The 23,599-nt window shown below is 61.0% G+C and carries 19 protein-coding genes, 1 other RNA gene and 1 pseudogene; 10 read left to right on the top strand and 11 right to left on the bottom strand.

What is annotated here, in order from left to right; all coding sequences use genetic code 11:
• Positions 1 to 40: 40 nt before the first annotated feature.
• The 4 genes from ACN0X6_RS23060 to ACN0X6_RS23045 all read right to left on the bottom strand — a co-directional run bounded on the left by ACN0X6_RS23060 (position 41) and on the right by ACN0X6_RS23045 (position 4,538).
• Positions 41 to 1,258 (bottom strand): 2-octaprenyl-3-methyl-6-methoxy-1,4-benzoquinol hydroxylase, encoded by a 1,218-nt coding sequence (locus ACN0X6_RS23060; RefSeq protein ID WP_417707513.1) that lies wholly within the window; start codon positions 1,256 to 1,258, stop codon positions 41 to 43.
• A 93-nt stretch (positions 1,259 to 1,351) separates the two neighbouring features.
• Positions 1,352 to 2,536 carry a 2-octaprenyl-6-methoxyphenyl hydroxylase gene (gene ubiH / locus ACN0X6_RS23055; protein ID WP_417707511.1) on the bottom strand — a complete coding sequence of 395 codons (1,185 nt, stop codon included), beginning with the start codon at positions 2,534 to 2,536 and terminating at the stop codon, positions 1,352 to 1,354.
• A 93-nt stretch (positions 2,537 to 2,629) separates the two neighbouring features.
• Positions 2,630 to 3,964, bottom strand: coding sequence for a Xaa-Pro aminopeptidase (gene pepP, locus ACN0X6_RS23050; RefSeq protein ID WP_417707510.1), 1,335 nt, complete (start codon positions 3,962 to 3,964; stop codon positions 2,630 to 2,632).
• Positions 3,965 to 3,983: 19 nt separating this feature from the next.
• A complete protein-coding gene (locus ACN0X6_RS23045) occupies positions 3,984 to 4,538 on the bottom strand; it encodes a YecA family protein (protein WP_417707508.1) in 555 nt (184 codons plus the stop codon).
• Between the two features lie 348 nt (positions 4,539 to 4,886).
• On the opposite strand from ACN0X6_RS23045, the gene ACN0X6_RS23040 reads away from it, so the two are divergent.
• The 4 genes from ACN0X6_RS23040 (at position 4,887) to ACN0X6_RS23025 (ending at position 6,296) form a co-directional block, all read left to right on the top strand.
• Complete coding sequence (locus ACN0X6_RS23040) at positions 4,887 to 5,096, top strand: TIGR02449 family protein (RefSeq protein ID WP_003458652.1); 210 nt, start codon at positions 4,887 to 4,889, stop codon at positions 5,094 to 5,096.
• Positions 5,093 to 5,398 (top strand): cell division protein ZapA, encoded by a 306-nt coding sequence (locus ACN0X6_RS23035; protein WP_003458649.1) that lies wholly within the window; start codon positions 5,093 to 5,095, stop codon positions 5,396 to 5,398. The genes ACN0X6_RS23040 and ACN0X6_RS23035 overlap by 4 nt, the downstream gene beginning before the upstream one ends.
• Positions 5,399 to 5,465: 67 nt before the next feature.
• Positions 5,466 to 5,644: non-coding RNA, 6S RNA (ssrS, locus tag ACN0X6_RS23030), on the top strand.
• A gap of 55 nt (positions 5,645 to 5,699) precedes the next feature.
• Positions 5,700 to 6,296 carry a 5-formyltetrahydrofolate cyclo-ligase gene (locus ACN0X6_RS23025; RefSeq protein WP_064493801.1) on the top strand — a complete coding sequence of 199 codons (597 nt, stop codon included), beginning with the start codon at positions 5,700 to 5,702 and terminating at the stop codon, positions 6,294 to 6,296.
• A 54-nt stretch (positions 6,297 to 6,350) separates the two neighbouring features.
• On the opposite strand, the gene ACN0X6_RS23020 is transcribed toward ACN0X6_RS23025, so the two are convergent.
• Positions 6,351 to 6,482 carry a hypothetical protein gene (locus ACN0X6_RS23020; protein WP_275641199.1) on the bottom strand — a complete coding sequence of 44 codons (132 nt, stop codon included), beginning with the start codon at positions 6,480 to 6,482 and terminating at the stop codon, positions 6,351 to 6,353.
• Between the two features lie 194 nt (positions 6,483 to 6,676).
• Here ACN0X6_RS23020 and ACN0X6_RS23015 point away from each other — a divergent pair, with 194 nt between their 5' ends.
• The 5 genes from ACN0X6_RS23015 (at position 6,677) to ACN0X6_RS22995 (ending at position 13,994) form a co-directional block, all read left to right on the top strand.
• Positions 6,677 to 7,126, top strand: a complete 450-nt coding sequence (locus ACN0X6_RS23015) for an EVE domain-containing protein (protein WP_417707506.1) — start codon at positions 6,677 to 6,679, stop codon at positions 7,124 to 7,126.
• A 50-nt stretch (positions 7,127 to 7,176) separates the two neighbouring features.
• Positions 7,177 to 9,033, top strand: coding sequence for a diguanylate cyclase (locus tag ACN0X6_RS23010; RefSeq protein WP_064493799.1), 1,857 nt, complete (start codon positions 7,177 to 7,179; stop codon positions 9,031 to 9,033).
• 67 nt (positions 9,034 to 9,100) lie between these two features.
• A complete protein-coding gene (locus ACN0X6_RS23005; RefSeq protein WP_064493798.1) occupies positions 9,101 to 10,168 on the top strand; it encodes an HlyD family efflux transporter periplasmic adaptor subunit in 1,068 nt (355 codons plus the stop codon).
• Entirely contained in the window at positions 10,165 to 12,870 is a 2,706-nt protein-coding gene (gene rbbA / locus ACN0X6_RS23000) for a ribosome-associated ATPase/putative transporter RbbA (protein WP_417707504.1), read from the top strand. Before ACN0X6_RS23005 ends, rbbA begins: the two co-directional genes overlap by 4 nt.
• Positions 12,870 to 13,994: an ABC transporter permease gene (locus tag ACN0X6_RS22995; protein WP_417707503.1), complete on the top strand. Its 1,125-nt coding sequence runs from the start codon at positions 12,870 to 12,872 to the stop codon at positions 13,992 to 13,994. Before rbbA ends, ACN0X6_RS22995 begins: the two co-directional genes overlap by 1 nt.
• Before the next feature lie 83 nt (positions 13,995 to 14,077).
• Here the strand turns inward: ACN0X6_RS22995 and ACN0X6_RS22990 are convergent, their stop codons facing one another.
• Positions 14,078 to 14,482 (bottom strand): flagellar basal body-associated FliL family protein, encoded by a 405-nt coding sequence (locus ACN0X6_RS22990; protein WP_417707501.1) that lies wholly within the window; start codon positions 14,480 to 14,482, stop codon positions 14,078 to 14,080.
• A gap of 155 nt (positions 14,483 to 14,637) precedes the next feature.
• Here ACN0X6_RS22990 and ACN0X6_RS22985 point away from each other — a divergent pair, with 155 nt between their 5' ends.
• On the top strand, positions 14,638 to 15,618 hold the full coding sequence (locus ACN0X6_RS22985; RefSeq protein WP_417707499.1) for an NADPH:quinone oxidoreductase family protein: 981 nt from the start codon (positions 14,638 to 14,640) through the stop codon (positions 15,616 to 15,618).
• Positions 15,619 to 15,879: 261 nt separating this feature from the next.
• Here ACN0X6_RS22985 and ACN0X6_RS22980 read toward each other — a convergent pair whose 3' ends face one another.
• From ACN0X6_RS22980 to ACN0X6_RS22960, 5 genes and pseudogenes are all read right to left on the bottom strand, one after another.
• A complete protein-coding gene (locus ACN0X6_RS22980) occupies positions 15,880 to 17,055 on the bottom strand; it encodes a hypothetical protein (protein WP_417707498.1) in 1,176 nt (391 codons plus the stop codon).
• A gap of 29 nt (positions 17,056 to 17,084) precedes the next feature.
• Positions 17,085 to 17,786 carry a transposase gene (locus ACN0X6_RS22975; RefSeq protein WP_417707496.1) on the bottom strand — a complete coding sequence of 234 codons (702 nt, stop codon included), beginning with the start codon at positions 17,784 to 17,786 and terminating at the stop codon, positions 17,085 to 17,087.
• A 78-nt stretch (positions 17,787 to 17,864) separates the two neighbouring features.
• A pseudogene (locus tag ACN0X6_RS22970) lies at positions 17,865 to 18,194 on the bottom strand (IS4 family transposase); the annotation flags it as partial.
• Between the two features lie 214 nt (positions 18,195 to 18,408).
• Positions 18,409 to 18,825: a hypothetical protein gene (locus ACN0X6_RS22965; RefSeq protein WP_417707494.1), complete on the bottom strand. Its 417-nt coding sequence runs from the start codon at positions 18,823 to 18,825 to the stop codon at positions 18,409 to 18,411.
• Between the two features lie 8 nt (positions 18,826 to 18,833).
• On the bottom strand, positions 18,834 to 23,599 hold a 4,766-nt coding region (locus ACN0X6_RS22960), incomplete at its 5' end, for a hemagglutinin repeat-containing protein (RefSeq protein WP_417707492.1).

Raw genomic sequence — 23,599 nt, 5'->3', positions numbered from 1 at the left:
AGCGAGACGACACGCAGCAGTTATTACAAGTTGCGTCAGCTCAGGCTCGTGCCAATTCCGGCAGGTCGCCGGCCAGCCCAAGCGCCTGACGCACGAACAGCGCCTTGGCCTCGGCCTGGCCGTCGACCAGGTCGAGACCGACGTTGCGCAGCAGGCGCAGCGGCAAGGGGTCGGCCTGGAACAGGCGCTGAAAGCCCTCCATTGCCGCCATCATCGCCAGGTTGTGCGGCATGCGCCGACGCTCGAAACGGCTCAGCACGCGCTCATCACTGAGGCTCTCACCCCGCTCGGCCGCACACAGCAGCACCTCGGCCAGCACGGCGGCGTCGAGGAAACCCAGGTTGACCCCCTGCCCCGCCAGCGGATGGATGGTGTGCGCAGCATCGCCAATCAGCGCCAGCCCAGGCTCCACATAGCGCTTGGCATGACGCTGGCGCAGCGGGATGCACAGACGGCGATCGGCATGCAGCACCTTGCCCAGGCGGGCTTCGAAGGCCTTGCTCAGCTCGGCGCAGAAGGCCTCGTCATCCAGCGCCATCAGACGCTCGGCCTCCACCGGCACGGTCGACCAGACGATCGAGCACCAATGCTCGCCAGCAGGCCCTGCCAGCGGCAGGAAGGCCAGTGGACCCTCGTCGGTGAAGCGTTGCCAGGCGGTGGCCTGATGCGGCTTCTCGCAGCGCACGCTGGTGACGATGGCATGGTGCAGATATTCCCATTCGCGCGTGGCGCAACCGGCCAGGCGCCGCACTGCGGAGTTGGCGCCGTCGGCCGCCACCAGCAGCGGCGCACGCAACTGACGGCCGCCTTCCAGGGTCAGCAACCAGTCATCGCCGCTGCGGCGCAGTTGCTCCAGGCGTGTGCCGGGCAACAGACCGATCTGGCTGTCGTGCAGACGTTCGAGCAGGGCATCCTGCACCACGCGATTCTCGACGATATGGCCGAGCGTCTCGGCATGCACGCTGGCGGCGGCGAAGTGGATGCTGCCGGTGCCGGAGCCGTCCCACACGCGCATCTCGCCATAAGCGCAGGCACGCCGCGCGGCAATGCCCTGCCAGGCGCCCAGGCGCTCGAGAATGCGCTGACTGGCCATCGACAAGGCACTGACGCGCGGCTCGAACGGCGCCTTTATATCGAACGGCGCCACGCTCAGCGGGCCGCCATCGACGATCAGGATATCCAGACCGCTGTGTTCCAGCGCCAGCGCCAGGGTGCTGCCGACCATACCGGCGCCGACGATGATCAGATCCGCGCGCATATCACTCCTCAAACCCTAGGGTGCACTGTGCGCACCCTGGCTGCCGATTGGTGCGCACGGCCTGGGCGGCCCCGCGACACCCTGGGGTATTGCTCATAGATTGCGGGTTCCCATGCCCATGGCCTGGCGGGCGAACCAGCGCTTGGCCGGCGGCAGCAGGTCGAGGCCGAGCAACCCCAGGTTACGCCCGGCGGTCAGCAGCGGCTGCCCATTGCTGAACAGGCGCGTCACCTGGTCGGAGAAGCCGACGGTCATTTGCTGATCGAGCTGTTGCCGTTGCTGGTAACGCTGCAAGGTGGCGAAATCCCCCAGCGGTGCCTCGCTGCCGATCAGCACCTCGGCCAGCGCCAGGGTATCGCGCAGCGACAGGTTGTAGCCCTGACCGGCGATAGGGTGCAGGCTGTGCGCGGCGTTGCCCAGCACCACCAGATGCGGGCGCACCTGCTCCTGCGCCTCGACCAGGCTCAGCGGATAGAGATGTCGCGCACCCACCTGCTTCAAGGCACCCAGGCGATAACCGAAAGCCTGCTGCAATTCACCGAGAAAGCTCGCCTCACTGGCACGCAGCAAGCGCTCGGCGTCAGCGGCAGCGCGCGTCCAGACCAGCGCGCAGCGGTTATCGCTCAAGGGCAGCAGCGCCATGGGCCCATCATCGGTGAAACGCTCGAAGGCCTGCCCACGATGCGCCTCCAGGGGGCTGATGTTGGCGATCAGCGCACTCTGCCCATAAGGCTTGCTGCTGACGCCAATACCGAGCTGCTCACGCAAGCCGGAACGTCCACCGTCGGCGAGAATCGCCAGGTCGCAGTCGAGGCAGGTTTCGTCGTTCAGGGTCAGCCGATAGCCGTCGTCGAGACGTTGCATGCCGACCACTTCGGCCGGGCAGCGCCACTCGATCACATCCTGATCCAGCGCCTGCCACAGGCAATGGCCGAGCCAGGCGTTCTCCGCCACGTAACCGAGCGCCGGCACACCTTCCTCGATGGCCTGCAGACGCGTGGCACCGAAGCGGCCACGGTCGGAAACATGGATCTGCTGAATCGGCTCGGCACGCTGGGCAATGCTCTGCCACAGGCCCAGGCGCTCGTAGATCAACCGGCTGCCATAGGACAGCGCGGTGGAGCGTGCGTCATAGCTGGGCTGGTATTCGCTGCCGGGCGCGAAAGGTTCGATCAGGGCGATGCGCCAGCCACGCTGGCGTGCCGTGTCCTGCAGGGCCAGCGCCAGGCTCGCGCCGACCAGACCGCCGCCGATGATGGTCAACTGTACCCGCGTCATCGACATGCCTGCGCCGTCAGCATCAGGCTGGCACCGAACCATTCACCAACAGCGCCGCCACCGATGAGCGCCAGATTCACACGTGACATGGGCTCAGGCCGCCTCGGTGCGCGCGGCCGCCATCAGTGCCTCGATCTCGGCAACGGTCTTGGGCACAGCATTGGTGAGAATCTCGCAGCCCTTCCTGGTCACGACCACGTCGTCCTCGATGCGCACGCCGATGCCGCGCCATTTCTTGGTGACCTTGTCGTTGTCGGGGGCGATGTAGATACCCGGCTCCACGGTCATCGCCATGCCGACTTCCAGCACCCGCCACTCGCCGCCCACCTTGTAGTCGCCGACATCGTGCACGTCCATGCCCAACCAGTGGCCGGCGCGGTGCATATAGAAAGGCTTGTAGGCTTCGCTGGCGATCAGTTCGTCGACATCACCCTCGAGCAGGCCCAGCTCAACCAGACCGGCAGTGATCACCCGCACCGTGGCTTCGTGGGCTTCGTTCCAGTGCTTGCCCGGTGCGATTTCCTTGAACGCGGCTTCCTGCGAGGCCAGCACCAGCTCATAGATGGCCTTCTGCTCGGGGGAAAACCTGCCGCTGACCGGGAAGGTGCGAGTGATGTCGCTGGCGTAGCAGTCGATCTCGCAGCCGGCGTCGATCAGCACCAGGTCACCGTCCTTGAGCGCTGCGTCGTTCTCGCGGTAGTGCAGGATGCAGGCGTTGCGACCGGCGGCGACGATGCTGCCGTAGGCCGGCATCTTCGCTCCACCCTTGCGGAACTCGTAGTCCAGTTCGGCTTCCAGGTGATATTCGAACAGGCCGGCGCGACTCGCCTGCATCGCGCGGATGTGGGCACGCGCACTGATCTCGGCCGCTTCCTTCATCACCTTCACCTCGGCGGACGACTTGTACAGGCGCATGTCGTGCAGCAGGTGGTTGAGGGCGACGAATTCGTTTGGCGGCGTGGCGCCCTGGCGCGCCTTGGCGCGGATGTGGTTGACCCACTCCATCAGCCGATGATCGAACTCCTGATTGCTGCCGATGGCGTAATAGACACGTTCGCGGCCTTCGATCAGCCCCGGAAGGATGTCGTCGATATCGCCAATGGGGAAGGCATCGTCGGCGCCAAACCTGCTGATCGCACCGTCCTGGCCGGCACGCAGGCCATCCCACAACTCACGCTCCGGATCACGCTCGCGGCAGAACAGCACGTACTCACCGTGCTCGCGCCCAGGGATCAGCGCCATCACCGCTTCCGGCTCAGGGAAACCGGTGAGGTACTGGAAATCGCTGTCCTGACGATAGACATGCTCGACGTCACGGTTGCGGATATACACCGGCGCCGCCGGCAGAATGGCGATGCTGTTGGGTTCCATCTGCGCCATCAGCGCCTTGCGCCGACGGGCATATTCGGACTTGGGGATGCTGATCAAGGCAGGCTCCGACGAACAATCAGTGCAGGGACGGTTTGGCAGCAGGCGCCGCAGGTTTGGCGCACTCGGTGAACAGCAACAGCGGTGCCACGCGCAGGTATTCCATCACCTCCATGTAGTCGCTCTCGCCATCTTCCGATTCTTCCAGGGCACTCTGCACCTGGGCGATGGCGGAGAGATCCTGCAACACTTCCATGGCTTCGGCGCTCAGCGCACCGTCGCGAGCGGTCAGGCCAAAACCACCGAGAAAGCCCTGGCACCACTGGCCCAGCGCGACCGCGCGCTGCGCCAACGGGGTTTCGTCATCCGGCAGCAGCAGCACCACGGTGACGTCTTCGCTGCACAGCTCACCCTTGACCATTTCCTGCAGACCGATCAGCGCCTGGCGCACGCTGTCCTGCGGCTCGCCGCCGAGCAGGTCGGCAGCGTCGAGCAGCCAGGCATCGACATCGAAGCCGGCGCCGGCACAGCTGCGGCCCAGCAGCAGGCCATGCAGTTCGGCAGGGGAAACGGAATGCCCGGCGCTGCTGAGCAGGGCGGCTAAGGCGGCGTAGGGAGAGCTTGGAATCGACATAGATAGCTAGGCGCCAGACGGCGCAATCTCTAGAATGGAGGCCTCGTATCCTAGCACCGGCAGACGCGGCAAGACCATCCGAGGCCGCCGGGGTGATGCCGTCATCTGCATCACACCACTGCCAAGCATGGTTTGACCCATGACGGGCGCATCTAAAAACGTAGGCGAGGCAGTCAGCACAAGGCAAAAACAAGCGAGAAACGGTCGGAGTCGCGCTCGACTTTACGAGTTGCAACTAGCATTTTGAGCTTGTTTTTAACGCAGTGATGACAACGCAGGTAGTTTTTAGAGGTGCCCTGAACGGGACAGGCCTATATAGTCCAGCCAGCCATCCCATAGCGAGAGCCCATGGAAGACGCCGATCTGCACGCATTGACCGCCAAGCTGGAACTGCTGATCCAGCGAGTCGAGCAGCTAAAGGCTCACAACCGACTCCTGCTGGCGAATGAACAGGCCTGGCGCGAGGAACGCGCCCATCTGATCGAAAAGAACGAAATGGCCCGGCACAAGGTCGAATCGATGATTTCGCGCCTTAAAGCCCTGGAGCAGGACTCATGACCCAGTCGAACACCGTGACCGTCCACATTCTGGACAAAGAATATTGCATCGCCTGCCCGCAGGACGAACGCGCCAATCTGGAAAGCGCGGCTCGCTACCTGGACGGCAAGATGCGCGAGATCCGTACCAGCGGCAAAGTGATAGGTGCCGACCGCGTCGCCGTGATGGCAGCCTTGAACATCACCCACGACCTGCTGCACAAGCAACAGCGCCTGGATCAGGACGCCAACTCCACCCGCCAGCAGGTGCGCGATCTGCTCGATCGTGTCGACCATGCGCTGGCCGACGACCCGAGCGCCTGAGCACCGTCATGCCTGCCAGTTCGTCGCAGGCCGCCCCGCAGACCCTCTGTTCGGGTATACTGGGCGCCACTTCCTGGGGTGTGCGCCAGTCGGTGATGTCCCTGAGCCGATACGCACAACCACGGGGGTTGCACGTTGGGGCCGGTGTGCATGTCCGCCTGACGGAAAGCCTTAACGCCTCCTGCAACCTCCACCTTGAACTTTCGGGTTCAAGGGCTAAACCGACAGCGGCACGCCGGGAAGTCATCATTTCCAGCAGTCACCTTCAGCGCTGCTACCCGCCTCGTCCAAGCCTCCTTTCATGACTACGCCAGCCACGCTCAGTCGCCCGCAACTGCGCCGCGTGCTGCGCCAGCGTCGTCGCGCGCTCAGCCGCAGCCAGCAACGTCTTGCCGCACGCAACCTGTATCGCCAGCTGGCACACAGCCCGCAGTTTCGCCGCGCCAGGCATATCGCCCTGTACCTGCCCAACGATGGCGAAATCGACCCAAGGCCCTTGCTGGCCGCTGCACACAAGCGCGGCAAACGCACCTACCTGCCGGTACTCAGCGCCTGGCCGCGCACCAAGATGGTGTTTCAGCGCGTCAGCCAGCACGAGAAACTGGCGGGCAATCGCTTTCGCATCCTCGAGCCACGCACACAGCCCAAGCGCCAACGCAAGGTCTGGGCGCTGGACCTGGTGCTGCTGCCGCTGGTGGGCTTCGATGATCGCGGCGGCCGCCTGGGCATGGGCGGCGGTTTCTACGATCGCAGCCTGGCTTATCTGCGCATGCGCAAAAATTGGCACATGCCGACACTACTGGGCCTGGCGCATGAATGTCAGCGCGTGGAAGAACTGGCGATGGCCAGCTGGGACGTGCCCTTGCAGGCAACGGTGACGGACAAGGCCTGGTATTGAATCGAAAGATGCGGCACCGCGTTCCCTGCGGCGCTTATGCTGGCAGCCCGCGAATCAGGGCTGCTGCGTTACATTGACCGGAGCGTCGCTCTGGCGCTCCCAAAAGCTCTGGGTGTAACCCGTGGTAACCACGCCCAGGCTGAACAGTACGACGAGAACCCACAAAAGATCTGGCTTGCGTTTCATCTATTGCCTCCCCCTTCAAGGCAATGCGCGCGTTGGTCGCGCGTTATTGTTGTGTGCAATACGACGGCGCCAAGCGTTTAGCCGGGCATTTTCCGTCAGCGCCAAGCACTGTGCAATTTCTGGCGCCAACCGGCCGTCGGAGAAACCCCTCAAACGAGCGTCCGCTTACGGACAGACCTGCAGGAGCAAAGTTCATGCCTTATTGGCTGATGAAGTCCGAACCCGATGAATTGTCCATCCACGACCTGCAACGACTGGGCAAAACGCGTTGGGATGGCGTACGCAATTACCAGGCGCGCAACTTCATGCGTGCGATGAAGCCCGGCGATCTGTTCTTCTTCTATCACTCCAGTTGCCCGCAACCCGGCATCGCCGGCATCGCGCGCATTGCCAGCGAGATCTACCCGGACCCCACCGCACTGGACCCGCAAAGTCATTATCACGACCCCAAGGCCAGTACCGAGAAAAATCCCTGGAGCGCCCTGGACGTCGAGTTCGTCGAAGCCTTCGACGAGGTGCTGGCGCTGCAGCACCTGAAGAACAATCCGCTACTGGCCGAACTGGCATTGGTACAACGTGGCAGTCGCCTGTCGGTGATGCCGGTGAGCGATGCCGAATGGACAGCAATTCTCGCCATGCGTTGAGTAGCATGCGGCACTGTGCTATCACCACACAGAGCCTAGGAGTTTTTTTCATGCCGGCATCCTCCGCCTGGCCGGCGCGACTTGCGCTGGCGTTCCTGTTACTGGTGCTGAGCGGCGCCAGCGTCCTGCTTTGGCGTCAGATCGAAGCCGTGCAGCAGCAGCGCGTCGATGAACGCATCGGCTACCAGGCACGCAGCCTGGCACGTCAGCTGGAGAGCACGCTGCACCTGGAAGTGGCCAGCCTCGAACGCATCGCTCGCTTGTGGAACAGCCTGGGGCGCCTGCCGCGCGCCAGCTGGGATGAGGAGATAGAACGTGCCATACGCGGCTTTCCCGTCTATCAATCAATCCAGTGGGTTGGCGATGATCTGCGCATGCGCTGGCTGCTGCCGGTAGCCGGCAACGAGGCGGCGCTGAATTTTCGCCTGCACCCGGAGCACCCCAACTACCCACTGGCGATGGAAGCTCGCGAGAGCGGCGAGCAGCGCTTCTCCAACAGCTTCGACCTGGTCCAGGGTGGACGCGGCTTCGTCCTCTACACGCCGCTGTACCGCGAACAGGACGGCAGCAAGGTGTTCGACGGTTTCCTCCAGGGCGTTTTTCGCGTCGAACCGCTGATGCTGCAGTTGCTCACCCAGATCGATCGCGAAGCCTTCAACCTCGAGCTGCTGGAGAACAGTCACAGCCTGTTCCGTCATGGCGCAGCGGACACCGATGCGCGGCACAGCCTGCAACTGGGCCTGAGCCTGCTCAACAATCAGGACTTCAGTCTGCGCCTGAGCCCCACCGAACAATTGCTCGATCAACTCGAGTCGCCCTTGCCCGGCGTGGTACTCGGCGCCAGCCTGGCGATCAGCCTGCTACTGGTCGCCGCCCTGGCCCTGGCGCTGGAAAACAGCCGCCGTGCCCATGCCCTGCAACTGGCCAACCGCCGCTTCAAGCTCGAGGCCGAACGCCGCGAAGAGACCGAGCAGCGCCTGCGCGAGAACCGCGAGCGTCTGCAACTGGTGCTCGACCTGACCGACTCCAGCCATGACGGGCTGTTCATCTTCGATAGCAGCACCCGCGAGCTGCTGCACATGAATCAGGCCACCTACGCCGCGCTCGGCTATCGCCCTGAACAGTTCGCCGAGCTGCTGCGCGATGATCCGGAAAAACTCCTGCCAGGCTTTCATCGTTGGCTGGAACAGGCGCGCCAGGCACAGCGCGACAACCTCTCGCGGATCTTCCAGCGCGAGCTGATCCGCCGCGACGGCAGTCGCCAGCCTGCCGAGATCAACACCCAGCTGGTGCAGTTGCATGACCGCGAATACTTGATCGCCGTGTCTCGCGACAACAGCGAGCGCCTGCAACTGGAAGCGCAACTGCAACGCCTGTCGCAGCTCGACGGCCTGACCGGGCTGTACAACCGCCGCTACTTCGATCAGCAACTGCTGGCCGAATGGCGCCGCCTGCGCCGACTCGACGCGCCCCTGGCGCTGCTGATGCTGGATATCGACCATTTCAAGGCCTACAACGATGCCCTCGGCCATCTCGCTGGCGACGACGCTCTGCGTCGGGTCAGTGTCGCCCTGCGCGAAAGCCCGCAGCGCGAAGGCGACACAGCCTGCCGCTATGGCGGCGAGGAATTCGCCATCATTCTCGCCAACACCAACCTGGAGGGTGCCGAACAGGTCGCCGCACGTATCCATGCGGCCGTCGCCGGCCTGGATATCCATCACCCCGCCAGCCCGTTCGGTCGACTCACCCTGAGCATCGGCATCACGGTGGTCGACCCGGTGAGCGATGAACAGCCGGGCGAACTGCTCGCCCAGGGTGATCAGGCGCTGTATCGTGCCAAGCATGAGGGTCGCAACCGTACCTGCCTGTGGCAACCGCCCGAGCTTGACCTGCATCAAGCCCCCTGAGGCGCATCTGGCAGACAATGGATATGTCGTGAAAGCCCCAGTCATGGGGCTCTACAGGTAAGCCGTAATGATCATCGCAAACCGTCGTCTGCCCTACCTGATCGTCGCCGGCCTGGCCGTGCTGGCAGCCATGGCCTGGTGGCAACTGCGCCCGACGGGGCTGGGCGAGGGTTTCGCCAGCGGTAACGGGCGCATCGAAGCCACCGAAGTGGACGTGGCGACCAAACTCGCCGGGCGCGTCGCCAGCATCGACGTCGACGAAGGTGACTTCGTCGAGCCTGACCAGATTCTCGCCCGCATGGACACCCAGGTGCTCGAAGCGCAGTTAGCGCAGGCTCGCGCGCAGTTGCGCCAGGCAGAGAATGGCCAGATCACCGCCGCCAGTCAGATCAGCCTGCGTCAAAGCGAAAAGCTCACCGCCGAGGCCGTGGTGCGCCAGCGCCAGGCGGAGCTGGATGCCGCGCGCAAACGTCATGCGCGCAGCGCCACCCTGGTCAAGCGCAACGCACTGGCTCAGCAGACGCTGGATGACGACCTGGCCCGTCTGCAGAGTGCCGAGGCTGCGCTGGCCGCCGCCCGCGCTCAGGTCAGTTCCGCCGAGGCCGGTATTGCCGCCGCGCAATCGCAGGCCATCGAAGCGCAATCGGCGACCGAAGCGGCCCGCGCCAGCGTCGCGCGCCTGCAGGTGGACATCGACGACAGCCAGCTCAAGGCGCCGCGCGCCGGGCGCGTGCAATACCGCGTGACCCAGCCCGGCGAAGTGCTGGGTGCCGGCGGCAAGCTGCTCAACCTGGTAGACCTCACCGACGTCTACATGACCTTCTTCCTGCCCGAGCGCCAGGCTGGGCGCGTTGCCCTCGGCAGCGAGGTGCGCCTGGTGATCGACGCCGCTCCACAGTACGTGATCCCGGCCAAGGTCAGCTATGTCGCCAGCGTCGCCCAGTTCACGCCGAAAACCGTGGAGACCGCCAGCGAGCGCGAGAAGCTGATGTTCCGGGTCAAGGCGCGCATCGATCCCGACCTGCTGAGCAAGCACCTGCAGCAGGTGAAGACCGGCGTACCGGGCATGGCCTACCTGCGCCTCGACGCCAACGCCGAGTGGCCCGAGCATCTGGCGATCAAGGTTCCGCAATGAACGCTGCGGTCGCACGCCTGACCGGCGTCGGCCTGCGCTACGGCCAGACCCGCGCCCTGCAGCAGATCGACCTGGCGCTGCCCGCCCGTTGCATGGTCGGTCTGATCGGCCCGGACGGCGTCGGCAAATCCAGCCTGCTGGCACTGATCGCCGGAGCGCGCAAGCTGCAGGACGGCAGCGTCGAGGTGCTCGACGGCGACATGGCCGATGCCCGCCACCGCCGCCGCATCTGCCCGCATATCGCCTACATGCCGCAGGGCCTGGGCAAAAACCTCTATCCGACGCTCTCGGTGTTCGAGAACCTGGATTTCTTCGGGCGCCTGTTCGGCCAGGACGCTGCCGAGCGCGAGCGACGCATCGATGACCTGCTGCGCAGCACCGGCATGGCCGCCTTCCGCGAGCGCCCGGCCGGCAAGCTGTCCGGCGGCATGAAGCAGAAGCTCGGGCTGTGTTGCGCGCTGATCCATGACCCGGACCTGCTCATCCTCGACGAACCGACCACCGGCGTCGACCCGCTGTCGCGCAACCAGTTCTGGGAGCTGATCGCGCGCATCCGTGCGCAGCGCCCGCAGATGAGCGTGATCGTGGCCACCGCCTACATGGAGGAAGCCGAGCGCTTCGATCACCTGGTGGCGATGGACGCCGGCCGCGTGCTGGCCGAAGGCAGCCCGGCCGAACTGCGTGCACGCACCGGCTGCACCAGCCTGGAGCAGGCCTTTATCGCCCTGCTGCCCGAGGAGCGTCGGCGTGGGCACAAGGAGGTGGTTCTACCTGCGCTGGCGGGCAGCAGCGAGATCGCCATCGAAGCCAAGGGCCTGACCATGCGCTTCGGTGATTTCATCGCCGTCGATTCGGTGTCGTTCCGCATCCGCCGTGGCGAGATTTTCGGTTTTCTCGGCTCCAACGGCTGCGGCAAGAGCACCACCATGAAGATGCTCACCGGCCTGCTGCCAGCGTCCGAGGGCGAGGCGCTGCTGTTCGGCCAGGCGGTCGACCCGCGCGACATGGCCACGCGCAAGCGGGTCGGCTACATGTCCCAGGCATTCTCCCTGTACGGCGAGCTGACGGTACGGCAGAACCTGGTGCTGCATGCCCAGCTGTTCCACGTACCGGCCGCCGAGATCGAGCCTCGCGTGGCGCAGATGGCGGCACGCTTCGACCTCGGCGAAGTCATGGACATGCTCCCCGAACGCCTGCCACTGGGCATCCGCCAGCGCCTGTCGCTGGCTGTCGCGGTGATCCACAAGCCGGAGATCCTGATCCTCGACGAGCCCACCTCGGGCGTCGATCCGGTCGCCCGCGACGGCTTCTGGCAACTGATGCTCGACCTCTCGCGCCAGGACGGCGTGACCATCTTCATCTCCACCCACTTCATGAACGAGGCGCAGCGCTGCGACCGCATCTCGCTGATGCACGCCGGCAAGGTGCTCGACAGCGATACCCCGCAGGGCCTGATGACCAAACGCGGGCTGGACAGCCTGGAAGCCACCTTCATCGCCTACCTGCAAGAGGCGGTTGGCGAGCAACCGGTGAACACGGCGCCGCCGCTGGAACAGGCGCCGCCACCACAGCGTCAACGCTTCAGCCTGCGCCGCCTGCTCAGCTATGCCCGGCGCGAAGCGCTGGAACTGCGCCGCGACCCGATTCGCGGCGGCATGGCCCTGCTCGGCACGGTATTGCTGCTGTTCATCATCGGCTATGGCATCAGCCTGGACGTGGAGGACCTGACCTTCGCCGTGCTGGATCGCGACCAGACCACCACCAGCCAGCAATACCATCTCAATCTGTCCGGCTCGCGCTACTTCCTGGAGAAGGCGCCGCTCTCCGACTACGCCGAGCTGGAACGGCGCTTGCGGGACGGCGATATCAGCCTGGCGGTAGAAATTCCGCCGCACTTCGGCCGCGACCTCAAACGCGGCGCCAGCCCGCAGATCGGCATGTGGATCGACGGCGCCATGCCGACCCGCGCCGAAACCATCAAGGGCTATGTGAACGGCCTGCACCAGCATTACCTCAGTGAGCTGGCGCAGCGTTCGCCACAGCCGCAAGCCGCCAACGCCGCCACGCTTGCAGTGCGCTATCGCTACAACCCGGACGTGGAAAGCCTAAAGGCCATGGTGCCGGCGGTGATTCCGCTGCTGCTGATGCTGATTCCGGCGATGCTCACCGCGCTTGGCGTGGTCCGCGAGAAGGAGCTGGGCTCGATCATCAACCTCTACGTCACCCCGGTCACGCGCCTGGAGTTCCTGCTCGGCAAGCAACTGCCCTATATCGCCCTGGGTCTGTTCAACTTCGTCCTGCTGGTGCTGCTGGCGGTCACCGTGTTCGACGTGCCGCTCAAGGGCAATCCGCTGACCCTGCTGGCCGGCGCCCTGCTCTACCTGGCCTGCTCCACCGGCCTCGGCCTGCTCATGTCGACCTTCACCAAGAGCCAGATCGCCGCCGTATTCGGCACCGCCATCGTCACCTTGCTACCAGCCATCCAGTTTTCCGGGTTGATCTACCCGGTGGCCTCGCTGGAGGGCGCAGGCGCGGTGATCGGGCAGCTCTACCCGACCTCGCAATTTCTGGTCATCAGCCGCGGCATCTTCTCCAAGGCGCTGGAGCTGCAGGACCTGGCCAGCTACTTCTTCGCCCTGATGCTGACCATTCCGCTGCTGACCCTGCTCAGCGCCAGCCTGCTGCGCAAACAGGAGGTCTGATGGAACGCCTGGCCAATATCCTGTACCTCGGCATCAAGGAGCTGCGCAGCCTGCAGCACGACCTGGCGCTGGTTCTGCTGATCCTCTGGGCCTTCAGCATGGGCGTCTACTCCGCCGCCACCAGCATGCCGGAGAGCCTGCACAACGCCGCCATCGCCGTGGTCGACGAAGATCAGTCTCAGCTCTCCGAGCGACTGATCCAGGCCTTTCAGGAACCCTATTTCCGTACCCCGGAGCGTATCGACCTGAGCGAGATGGATCGCGGCATGGACGCCGGGCGCTACACCTTCACCCTGAACATTCCGCCGAACTTCCAGCGCGACGTGCTCGCCGGTCGCAGCCCGGCAATCCAGCTCAACGTCGATGCCACCCAGGTGAGCATGGCCTTCACCGGTGCTGGCTACATCCAGAACATCGGCGCCAGCGAAGTGGCTGAGTTCGTTCGTCGCTATCGGGGCGAGCTGCAGCAGCCGGCCGAGCTGGCGCTGCGCATACAGTTCAACCCGAATCTGACGCGTGCCTGGTTCGGCTCGGTGATGGAGGTGATCAACCAGATCACCATGCTGTCGATCATCCTCACTGGGGCGGCGCTGATTCGTGAGCGCGAGCACGGCACCGTGGAGCATCTGCTGGTGATGCCGGTGACGCCGCTGGAGATCATGCTGGCCAAGGTCTGGTCGATGGGGCTGGTGGTACTGACGGCGGCGACGCTGTCGCTGCTGCTGGTGGTGCAGGGCTGGCTGCAGGTGCCGATAGAGGGCTCCATCGCGCTGTTCCTGTTCGGCGCGGCGCTGCATCTGTTCGCCACCACCTCGATGGGCATCTTCTTCGGCACCGTGGCGCGCTCGATGCCGCAGCTGGGCCTGCTGATCATCCTGGTGCTGCTGCCGTTGCAGATCCTCTCCGGTGGCACCACGCCACGCGAGAGCATGCCGGAGCTGGTGCAGCAGATCATGCTGGCGGCGCCGACCACCCACTTCGTCGCGCTGGCCCAGGCCATTCTCTATCGCGGCGCAGGGTTCGCGATCATCTGGCCTTACATGCTGGCCATCGCCGCCATCGGCACGCTGTTCTTCGTCGCGGCGCTGACACGCTTTCGCAAGACCCTGGCGCAGATGGCCTGAACAAACTGTAGGAGCGGCTTCAGCCGCGAATCACTTTGGCCTTCACCGCCAAAGCAGCGCCCGAACGCCAGGGGGATTCGCCGCTACTGAATGATCAGATTGTTGAACAGCAGGTCCTCGACGATGGGCTTGCCCTCTTCGCCGTTGATCGCGTCCTGCACCTTCTTCAACGCTTCCTGGCGCAGCGTTTCGCGGCCATCGGGCGCGTTGATGATCTCGCTGGTCTGGGCCGAGAACAGCATCACCATCTGATGACGGATCAGCGGCTCATGCTGCTTGAGCTTCTCCTCGGCTTCGGTGCCGGTCACTCGCAGGGACACATCGGCCTTGAAGAACTTCAGACGATTGCCTTGATCCGCCAGGTTGCCGATCAGGGCTGGCGTCAGGTTGTGATAAATCGTCGTCGGCGCCTCTTCCTTCTCTTGCGAAGCGGCCAGGGCAGGCAGGCAGATCGACAGGCTCAGCAGCAGGGCGGTCAACAGTTTCACGTTCGGCACTCCATCGGGGATGTGCCTAGCATAGCCATCCACAGGCCTGCACCCAAGCCCGGCGCTTATGCCGACCTATCAGGCATCGGCATGCTCGTTGACCCTCGGCGGGCGCTTTCTACACTGCAAGGCACCCTGCAAGAGGAATGACCTTGATGAAAGCCCTGCTGTGCAAAGCCTTCGGCCCTGCCGACACCCTGGTATTGGAAGACCTGCCGAGCCCCGAAGCGAAAAAGAACGAGGTGCTGATCGAGGTGCAGGCCGCCGGGGTCAACTTCCCCGACACGCTGATCATCGAAGGCAAATACCAGTTCAAACCGCCCTTCCCCTTCGCCCCGGGCGGCGAGGTAGCCGGCGTGGTCAAGGCCGTTGGCGAGAAGGTCAGCCATCTGCGCGTCGGTGACCGGGTCATGGCGCTGACCGGCTGGGGCGGCTTCGCCGAAGAGGTCGCCGTACCGGCCTACAACGTGCTGCCGGTGCCCAAGAGCATGGACCTGACCACCGCAGCGGCCTTCGGCATGACCTACGGCACCTCCATGCATGCCCTCAAGCAGCGCGCCCACCTGCAGCCAGGTGAAACCCTGCTGGTGCTCGGCGCCTCCGGCGGCGTCGGCCTGGCGGCGGTGGAAATCGGCAAGGCCATGGGCGCCAAGGTCATCGCTGCAGCGAGTAGCGCCGAGAAACTGGAAGTGGCGCGCAAGGCCGGCGCCGACGAGTTGATCAACTACAGCGAGCAGAGCCTGAAGGACGAAGTGAAGAAACTCACCGGCGGCCAGGGCGTCGACGTGATCTACGACCCGGTGGGCGGCGCACTGTTCGAGGAAGCCTTCCGCAGCATCGGCTGGAATGGCCGCTTCCTGGTCGTGGGTTTCGCCGCCGGCGGTGGCATCCCGGCCCTGCCGGCCAACCTGCCTTTGCTCAAGGGCGCTTCGCTGGTCGGCGTATTCTGGGGCTCCTTCGCTCAGCGCCAGCCGCAGGACAACGCCGACAACTTCCAGCAGCTGTTCGCCTGGCATGCCGAAGGCAAACTCAAGCCGCTGGTGTCGCAGACCTTCCCACTGGCGCGCGGCGGCGAAGCAATCGATGCACTCGGCCAGCGTAAAGCGGTGGGCAAGGTGGTGGTGGAGGTGCGCTGACGGCGCGCCGCTCGCACCGAAGCTGTCTGTCCTGAGGGGGCTGCCCCCCGGGGCGGCCACTTGCCAACTCCGCGCGGGGTTTCAGGCTCTGCTTGTTACATGTGGGTGATTGGCGCGACTCGGTCGCAGCCAAAGGAAACGGGTTCGACCGGGGTACAGCCCATCAGACTCGGCACAGGAGAAACTCAGCCGTTAAAAAGCAGAGCAGGTTGCTTTGAGTCTTGACGCCAGGCCGGCTAATAGATGTCTCCTTTTCCTCCATTACTCAACTACAATTCTCAATCCTGCGGGGTAATCCATTAAGTGCACATCTATCACTCTACCCAATACCGGATCATTACGAATACCGATCCCGTTCTGCTCGCTGTAATAGGGTGGAACCCTGTACCACTCACCAGCATAGGAACCAGTAGCTCTATAGTTCTCTACCAGAACATTGCCATCTCGTGACAGTCGAGAAGATCGAATTTCTGGGCGCTCACCCGGTTTGAGATGCAAGGACATCAACTTGGCCTCTAACTCAGCAAACTGCGTATGAGTTATTTTGCGCAGCGTTCTCTCTCCATCGGCTCTACCAATCAATTGCCCATTGGGCCTTAAGAGCTCTGCCCAGCTTCTTGGCCCGACCGGATCCGGCATTTGATAACCACACTCGCGCAAGAAAACAATAGCGCGCTGACGATTGAGACTGTCGCGAAATCTGCGCATAGCTGTCTTATTATCGTAGCTCTCCTTCAGCCCCTTGCAAAAGTCAGCACGATAACTGTCCCACAGAGCCAAGCGCTGCTCTGGAACAGGGTTGATCTGTAAGCTCGCCAATACTGGCTTGATAAATTCCTTATCCAGATTGATTGGTGCATGGCCTGGTGGTAATTTTTCGCTAGCACCAATATGGATGGGAAAACTCGAGCCACTGACTGACTCCCAGCAGAAGTAGTCGAGCACTCGGCGTACGAAAAGACCGGTATCGTTATCCGAGTAAAAACGTGCACAGCGCCCACCTTGCCAGTCCACCCAACCTGCAGTAACCAAACGGGAAATAGAGCTGTGCTCACTGAGGTATTCTTTGTAATCCTCAAAAAATTTGTCAGGCGGCAAATAGTATTCTGGGCGCGCGTGCCCCGCGCGAAAGAGCATAGAGTAGACACCGCCAACAGTCATCTGCGATTCGTTGGCAATAACACCGGGGATTGTCACGCTGAGGCTGTCGATTCGAGAGTCATAGCTATAGTCAGGCCAATTACGACAGGAGGCCTTCCTGAACAAGAGTGGTAATTCAAAACTGATACGCTGCATATCGGTGATGCGCCGCTCTGCTCTTTCGCACAGGGGATAAAAAGCCACTCCATTCTCCACCACCCCATATTCCATTTGATAACCTCTGCAACCACTTAGCAACATAATCAGAAAGCCAAAATTTAAGAAGCATTTACTCATTCAAGCCTCCTAGGAAAAAGGGGACAGATTCATTTTTCGGAATTACGCCTCGGCCTGCCTTGACCTCGTAACTCAACCCGCACACCTTGGATTCTTTCTATTTCTTCCACGAAACGGGCACTGCCCGTTAGCTGCCCCCTCTGCAGTGCAGCACGAATCAAATCAATCTCACTTGATGGAACGGCTTGTCGCATGAATTCTATGTAACGGATACGACGCCTTTCAGGCGTGTCGCCAAGTGCGACGAAGCAAGGGTCCATTTCCAACCAATCGCTGTCCGCCTGATCCGTTACCCGCATCCGATGGCTCGACCAAGGATAATCAACCGCTTCGGCAACCATGCGGGCTCGAACCGGGTTCAGTTCGATATAGCGACAGCAGGCAAGCAAGTAGGCATCTGATTCGACTACGCTGGACTTGTAGCGACTCTCCCAGAGAGTGCCGGTACGCCCTTCTAGACGATTTCGATAGCGCGTAGCGCGCGCCGCTAGCGCCTTCATCAACTGACCCAGCCCGGCGATAGCCTCGCCGGGTTCCAAAAGCAGATGAACATGGTTCGTCATCAGGCAATAAGCGTAGACCTTGACCCCGAAGACATCTTTTAGCTCACGCAGATCAGAAATGTAACGCTGATAATCCTGCTCAGCGGCAAACACCACCTGCCGGTTATGACCTCGCTGCACCACATGATGCGGGTAATTCGGCAACACAATCCGCCCCATCCTTGGCATAACGACCTCCTACCATTGAGGCCTTCAGCTTAGTCGATCAGGTGGAAAATAAATCTGTCCCCTTTTCACATAGCAAGTAAGTAAGTAAAGGTCAGAGGCCGCATTGATCGGCGACCAATCCACCAAGATCAATGGATGGCGCAGGGAGCCAATCAGCGCAGTCAGCATTTTCCAGTAGAACAGCGGGCGTTCGTATTGCAGGTGAGCGTTGCCAAGCAGGCGATCCACGCGCTTGATCGAATGCCTGGTGTAAGCCTCGCTGGGCATGGCCCTGCCCAGATCGGTCAGGGTCAGGCGATGCCCATGCAGCAAGGCACTGACGCTGCTCATCAAGGCGTTCAGCCGCTTGCTGTGGATCGTGGGGAGTGCTTGGGAAAATGCCTTGTGTAAGAATCGTACTGCCTGCATGAGTCTCGGGAGTTGGTTTGTTTGGCGACTACCAAACTGCCCGACTCATGCAGGCTTATTCAAACTATCCCATTGATAAAAATGGGATTTTTGTGGGGATTCCTCAGGGACAGATTTATTTATTCAGGCCAAGCACAGCCCCGAAAATAAATCTGTCCCCTTTTTCCCCGTCCCCTTTTTTCCCCAGAGCAGCAGGCTCAGCCAGAGCAGCGGATTATGTCGGCTCAGCGCGGTCATAGGGCTGTATTTCATTGATAAGATTCATAATTAGCTGGCGATCAGAGTCATTTTTTGCAGCCTTGTTAAGAACTGGGATCAAGTAATACAGCAGCAAGCTTGCGTCAGAAGCATTCATTGGCAGGCGTTCCCTAACACAATCCAGAAAAGTCTTTACAGACATAAATGAAGCAAACGCCTCATATCCTCCCGCGCCAGAGAAAGGCAGTTTTCTAAAATAGTGCTGAGCCAGTCGCTTCTGATCGGATCGTTTCCAGGAACGATGGGGGACCAATAGCAGAGCCTCACCATAATCCATTGACTCTACTGGGTATTTGGTCATCAACCACTCAGCAGCCTGCTCAGAACCCATTTTTGCAAGCTGCGCACATAGCAATTTCTGTCTTTCATTCATAACCTAGTCTACCTCAGATTAAACAAGCCCTGCGGCAATCCGGCATTACCACTTAAAGTTGCAGGTGGTTGATAATGCCCAGAATTGTTAGTCCACTGAGTTATTGTTCCTCGGCTTGGGCCATCATTATTCCCGAAGCGTATAGAGCCCGCATATTTAACCTCTCCACCACCACTCAATCCAAGGTGGGTTGAAAAGTCTTGGTTCACATTCGGCCTGGCAACCCGAATACTTCCGTCCGGCATAGTTACAAAATCGTATGAACCTGATGGTGTTATTCGCTTCCCAGTTGAAGTTTGCAGCCAATAGCGACCAGACTCATCCTGTACAAGTGTTCTTACTGGTCGCTGTGCAATAGCAACATCATTAGGGCGCAGGTTAACTAACGTACCCCGCTCAGTAAGATTTGGAACAGAGCCTGTCGCTTTTGGACCATTTACCTCTTTAGGCACCAACGGCACATCCCCATCAAACCCGTATTTCTCGATAGTCGCCAACTGAGCGGCCAGCTTCTCAGTCGAACCGGCCATCAGCACACCGGCTTTCTCCTTGGTTACCGCAACACCAAATCTGGCCGCCTGCCCTGCCGCCTTCACTGCATCAGCCTCGACGGCCACTACAAGCGTTACCGCAACAGAGATGATATGTCCAATCTGCATACCAAGCTGTTCAGCCTGATCCAGACCGCCAACCGTCAATGCGACCTTGGCTTTTTCGATGGACTGCTGCATTTCCTCATACTTTGCCCCCAGCAGTTGCTTCATTGCTGGAGCATTGATCATCTCGGATATTTCATCGAGGCTTTCAACCGGAAATGCCGTAAAGCGCGCCATAGTGTCGAGCGTATCGAGCCCGGATCCCGCCAGGCCGTCCGCCAAGCCTTTGGCAAGACCTTTAGCTGTAGCGAAGTCCTGCTCTGCCGAAATTTTCTTCCACTTGGCATAAACCTTGAGCTGTTCAGCCACGGTTTCCGCTTCGGCCAACTCCTTCTTGCGCTGAACCTTCTGCTGCGTAGACAACCAGTTGTTGTCGACATTCGCAGTGGCGGCATTGTTAGCGGTTGCAGCGCTGTCCGGGTCTGTAACGGCAGCGATACCAGTGACGATACTCAGGATCAGGTTGCGCTTGGCTTCACGTTGCTCACTGGTTTCATCAGGGCTGGTTTCAGTGAACAAACCCGTCAGTACGCTGCTGGCAGCGGCTCCCATTGCACCGGCCGAACAAGACTGCTGGCTGGCAGCCGCCGCGCCGCAACCGACAATGGCATGTAGTGCAGCATGCAGCGGGCTGCCTTCGGTCAAAGAGCCATCTTCCACCAACTTGCCGATGTAACCGGCGCCCTGTTGCTGGAGGTAGTTGACCACCATGTTCTGCGCGAACTGGTTGGTGCCGGCATTGACCTGGCCCCCTGCAGCCGCAGTCAGTACCGTCGCGATCTGCCTATAGGTACCCCCCGCCCCCCAGTTGTCATTGATGGCTTTGGCTTCATCCATGAGTACTTGCGCCTGGGCTAGCAAGGCCAGTCGCTCCGCGGTAGTGAGACCGTTATCCAGGTTGTTTGCCTGTGCCTCGATTGCCTCGGCATCGGCCCTCTTGGAGTCGACCTCCCTCGCCTTTTGCTCCAGATACGTTGCTACGTTCTGAACAAATGCGGTGGTTATTTCAAACCCGGCAAGAATCTCCTTTTCATCGAAGATCGGCTGCAATGCATTTGCACCATCCTTCTCGGAAGACACATCACGTTCTAGCTGGGCAATAGTGGTTTCTGCGTCTTGACCAGTAAGTTGCTTTTGCTTCTCCGAGTCGGTAATCAGAATGGTGCCACCACTGATACCGCTTCTTGTCGTGCTACTGGCGTCGCCACTAGCACTCAATGCAACAGGTGCGGTGGCACTCATGCCATCTTTGCTGGGAAGCTTGTCTCCCCCCGCGCCCGCTGACGCATTGCCGTCCTGATCCCTACCGACCCCACTCGCGCCGCTATCCGAGCCCCAGCTATAACCGCCACCAAGACCAATACTGCTGGCCTTGTACTCTGCCTCGTTCTTGATGTCGGACGAAGTCAGGGTTCCGGTAACCAGTTGGTTCCTACCGTTTGTTACTGCTTCGTCGGTACTGGCGATCACCGCACCCTTGAGGTCGGTATTGCCGCCGACAGTGATATTGAAACCTTTGTCACCAGCCTTCACGCCCGATTGCTGCATGACGCTGGCATATTCGCTGTCGATTTTCTGTTGGTTGGCACTGGCAGAAACACTGCTGGCACCAGCGCAGAACGGAGGAATGCACAAGCTGACACCAACACCTGCAATGGTCTGCTTAGACTGGTAGGTGCTGGTGTCTTGCAGGCTTTCAATATTCAGGTCACCGCCAACATCTGCGACGACCTGTTCACCGCTGACGACGGCCCCTTTGAGGTTGGTGTCCTGCCCCGACCAGAAACCCAAGGCATTGCCAGCTTCGACAGTGGTATGAGTCCAGGACACATCGGAACCGTCGGCATTACCTCGCGACTTATTGGCAGCCAAGTCTAGGGTGAAACCGTTCTGGGCACCGCCAAATGCGAAGCCCACACCAACGCTCCAACCTGACCCCGAGTTATTACTGTGTTGCTCGGCAGTATTCTTGGCAGCCAGGAGGTTGATGTCTCCGTCAGCTTTCAGCTTGACGTCCCGCCCTGCACTTAGTTGGCTACCCACCACATTGAGGTCACTACTCTCTTCGCCACCGGTTGCAGTAATGCTCAGATCCCTACCCGCGACTACCGTGCTGCTAACGACGTTTTGACCCGATTGGGTACTACTGCTGCTGCCTTTATCATTGCTGAGATTGGCGCTGATTTTGATGCCACCCAGGCTGTTACTCGCCAGGGCCTGCGCACTGTTGTAGGCAGTATTCGCGTACATCGCTGAATTCACTGCCGCCAATGCTTTCAGCCGCGTATCTCCCGTATTTTCAGCAGCATCGCTCATCCGCTGGATATTACGCACCGCATCCACAAGCGGAACGCTGACTGAACCCCCAATGGCCGTACGACTGGAGCTCTGCTTCTGAGTCGCGCTGAGTTTGTCGTAACCAGCTTCGATATCGACATTCTTACCAATGATGCTGATATCGCCCGTTGGTGCAATCACCTGGCTGGCAACTTGGTTGTAGCGCTCGCCAGCCGTCAGATCGACATTGCCCCCCAAGGAGGCGATCTGACTGGAGTTCTGGGTGCTACTGCTGCTCTGGCTGGCTTGCTTGAGACTGGCGACCCCCATTGCTCCGTGGTACCAACTGCCGATTTCACCGGTGTTCTTGGTCTTGGAATTGGCACTGGAGGTATTGCTGGTTTCACCACTGAGCACGCTCAAATTACGCGCAGCATCCAGACGAATGTCGCTGTCGGCCACCAAGGTACTACCGCGAATGGCGATATCGCGCCCGCTATCGATATCGATGGTGCCTCCACTCAGGGTGCTACCCACATCTTGAGTAGTGGTCTGCTGCGCGCCTTTGGACTTATCCGTCAGAGTGAAGGAGCCGTTAGCAGCAAGGGAATTCGTTAAGTTCCAATTGAGCTTGCTAGATGCACTGGCAGAACTCGAGTGTTGGCTCTGCTGCCCCGTGCTAATGGAGATATCACGTCCAGCGTCAAGAATGATGCCTTCATCGGCATATACCGCAGCGGCACGCAGGGCAATGTCATTGTCGGCCAGCAACTCGACGCTTTTACCATTAAGGCTGGTACTGGTCAGGCTAGTGCTGGCGTTGCTGTTACTGCTGGCCTTGCTGGAAAGAAGGTTGCTCTTGGATTTGGCACTGGTTTGACTAGCGCTATTTTCGGCTGCATCAAGAAGGATATTGCGACCTGCATACAGGAATATCGTTTCATCGCTGCTCAGTTGTGCACCACGTGTAGCGATATCGCGGTCAGCCACCAAAATTAGATCGGAGCCGGAGCGGATCGATGAAGACACAGCCCAATCGCTGGATGTTTCGGACATCGAGCTTTTTTTGCGGCTGAACAGACCACCGCTCTTTTTCTTTTTATAGAAGTAGCTGTAATCCTGATTTTGTGCGGCATCCAGATTGAGACTCTCCTTCGCGTAAAGGTAAGCCTCCTGCCCCGCAATTACCTGGCTGGCGATCAAGTTGGTATTGGCACCTGAGATACTGACAAAATCCCCACCCGCCTCGATCACCGCCGCCTGCTGGCGTACGCTGCTGTTCTCCTTGTCGACCTTCTTGCCACTGCGCTTGTAGTGGTACTCGCTGCTGCTCTCGTTGGCCGCTGCAGCGATGGTCACATCCCGGCCAGCGTCCAGCAGCACGTCACCGTCCGCCTTCACCGCACTGGCCACCACGGCAATATCCTGCCCGGCCGTCACGGCCAGATTACCGCCCACCTGCACATCGCTGCCATGCTGGGTAGTGCTGCTGGTGCTCCAGAAGTGGCGTTTGTCCTTGCGCATGCTGCCGTGTTCTTCAGCAGCAGAGGCGATGACTACATCACCACCGGCATCCAATTTTGCGTCGCCACCCGCCTTGAGGCTGCCACCGATGTTCTGGATATCGCCCCCGGCGAGCAGTTGCAGGTCGTTGCTGGCCTCGATGCCAGCCGCCTTGTCCACCACGCTGGTCAGCTGGCTGAAGCCCCTGCCCTCCAGGCTCTGCTGGCTGATGGTGCGTTCGTTGCTGATATCGCCTGTCAGGGCAATAAGGGAAACGTCCTGACCATTGATGAGCCCGCCCTGGGCGTTGCGGATGCTGTTTGTCGCCAGCAGTTGCA

It is taken from the genome of Pseudomonas sp., assembly GCF_048269965.1.
GTDB lineage: Bacteria > Pseudomonadota > Gammaproteobacteria > Pseudomonadales > Pseudomonadaceae > Aquipseudomonas.
Note: the sequence above shows the minus strand (reverse complement) of the source record. Positions and strands in the feature narration are given on the sequence as shown.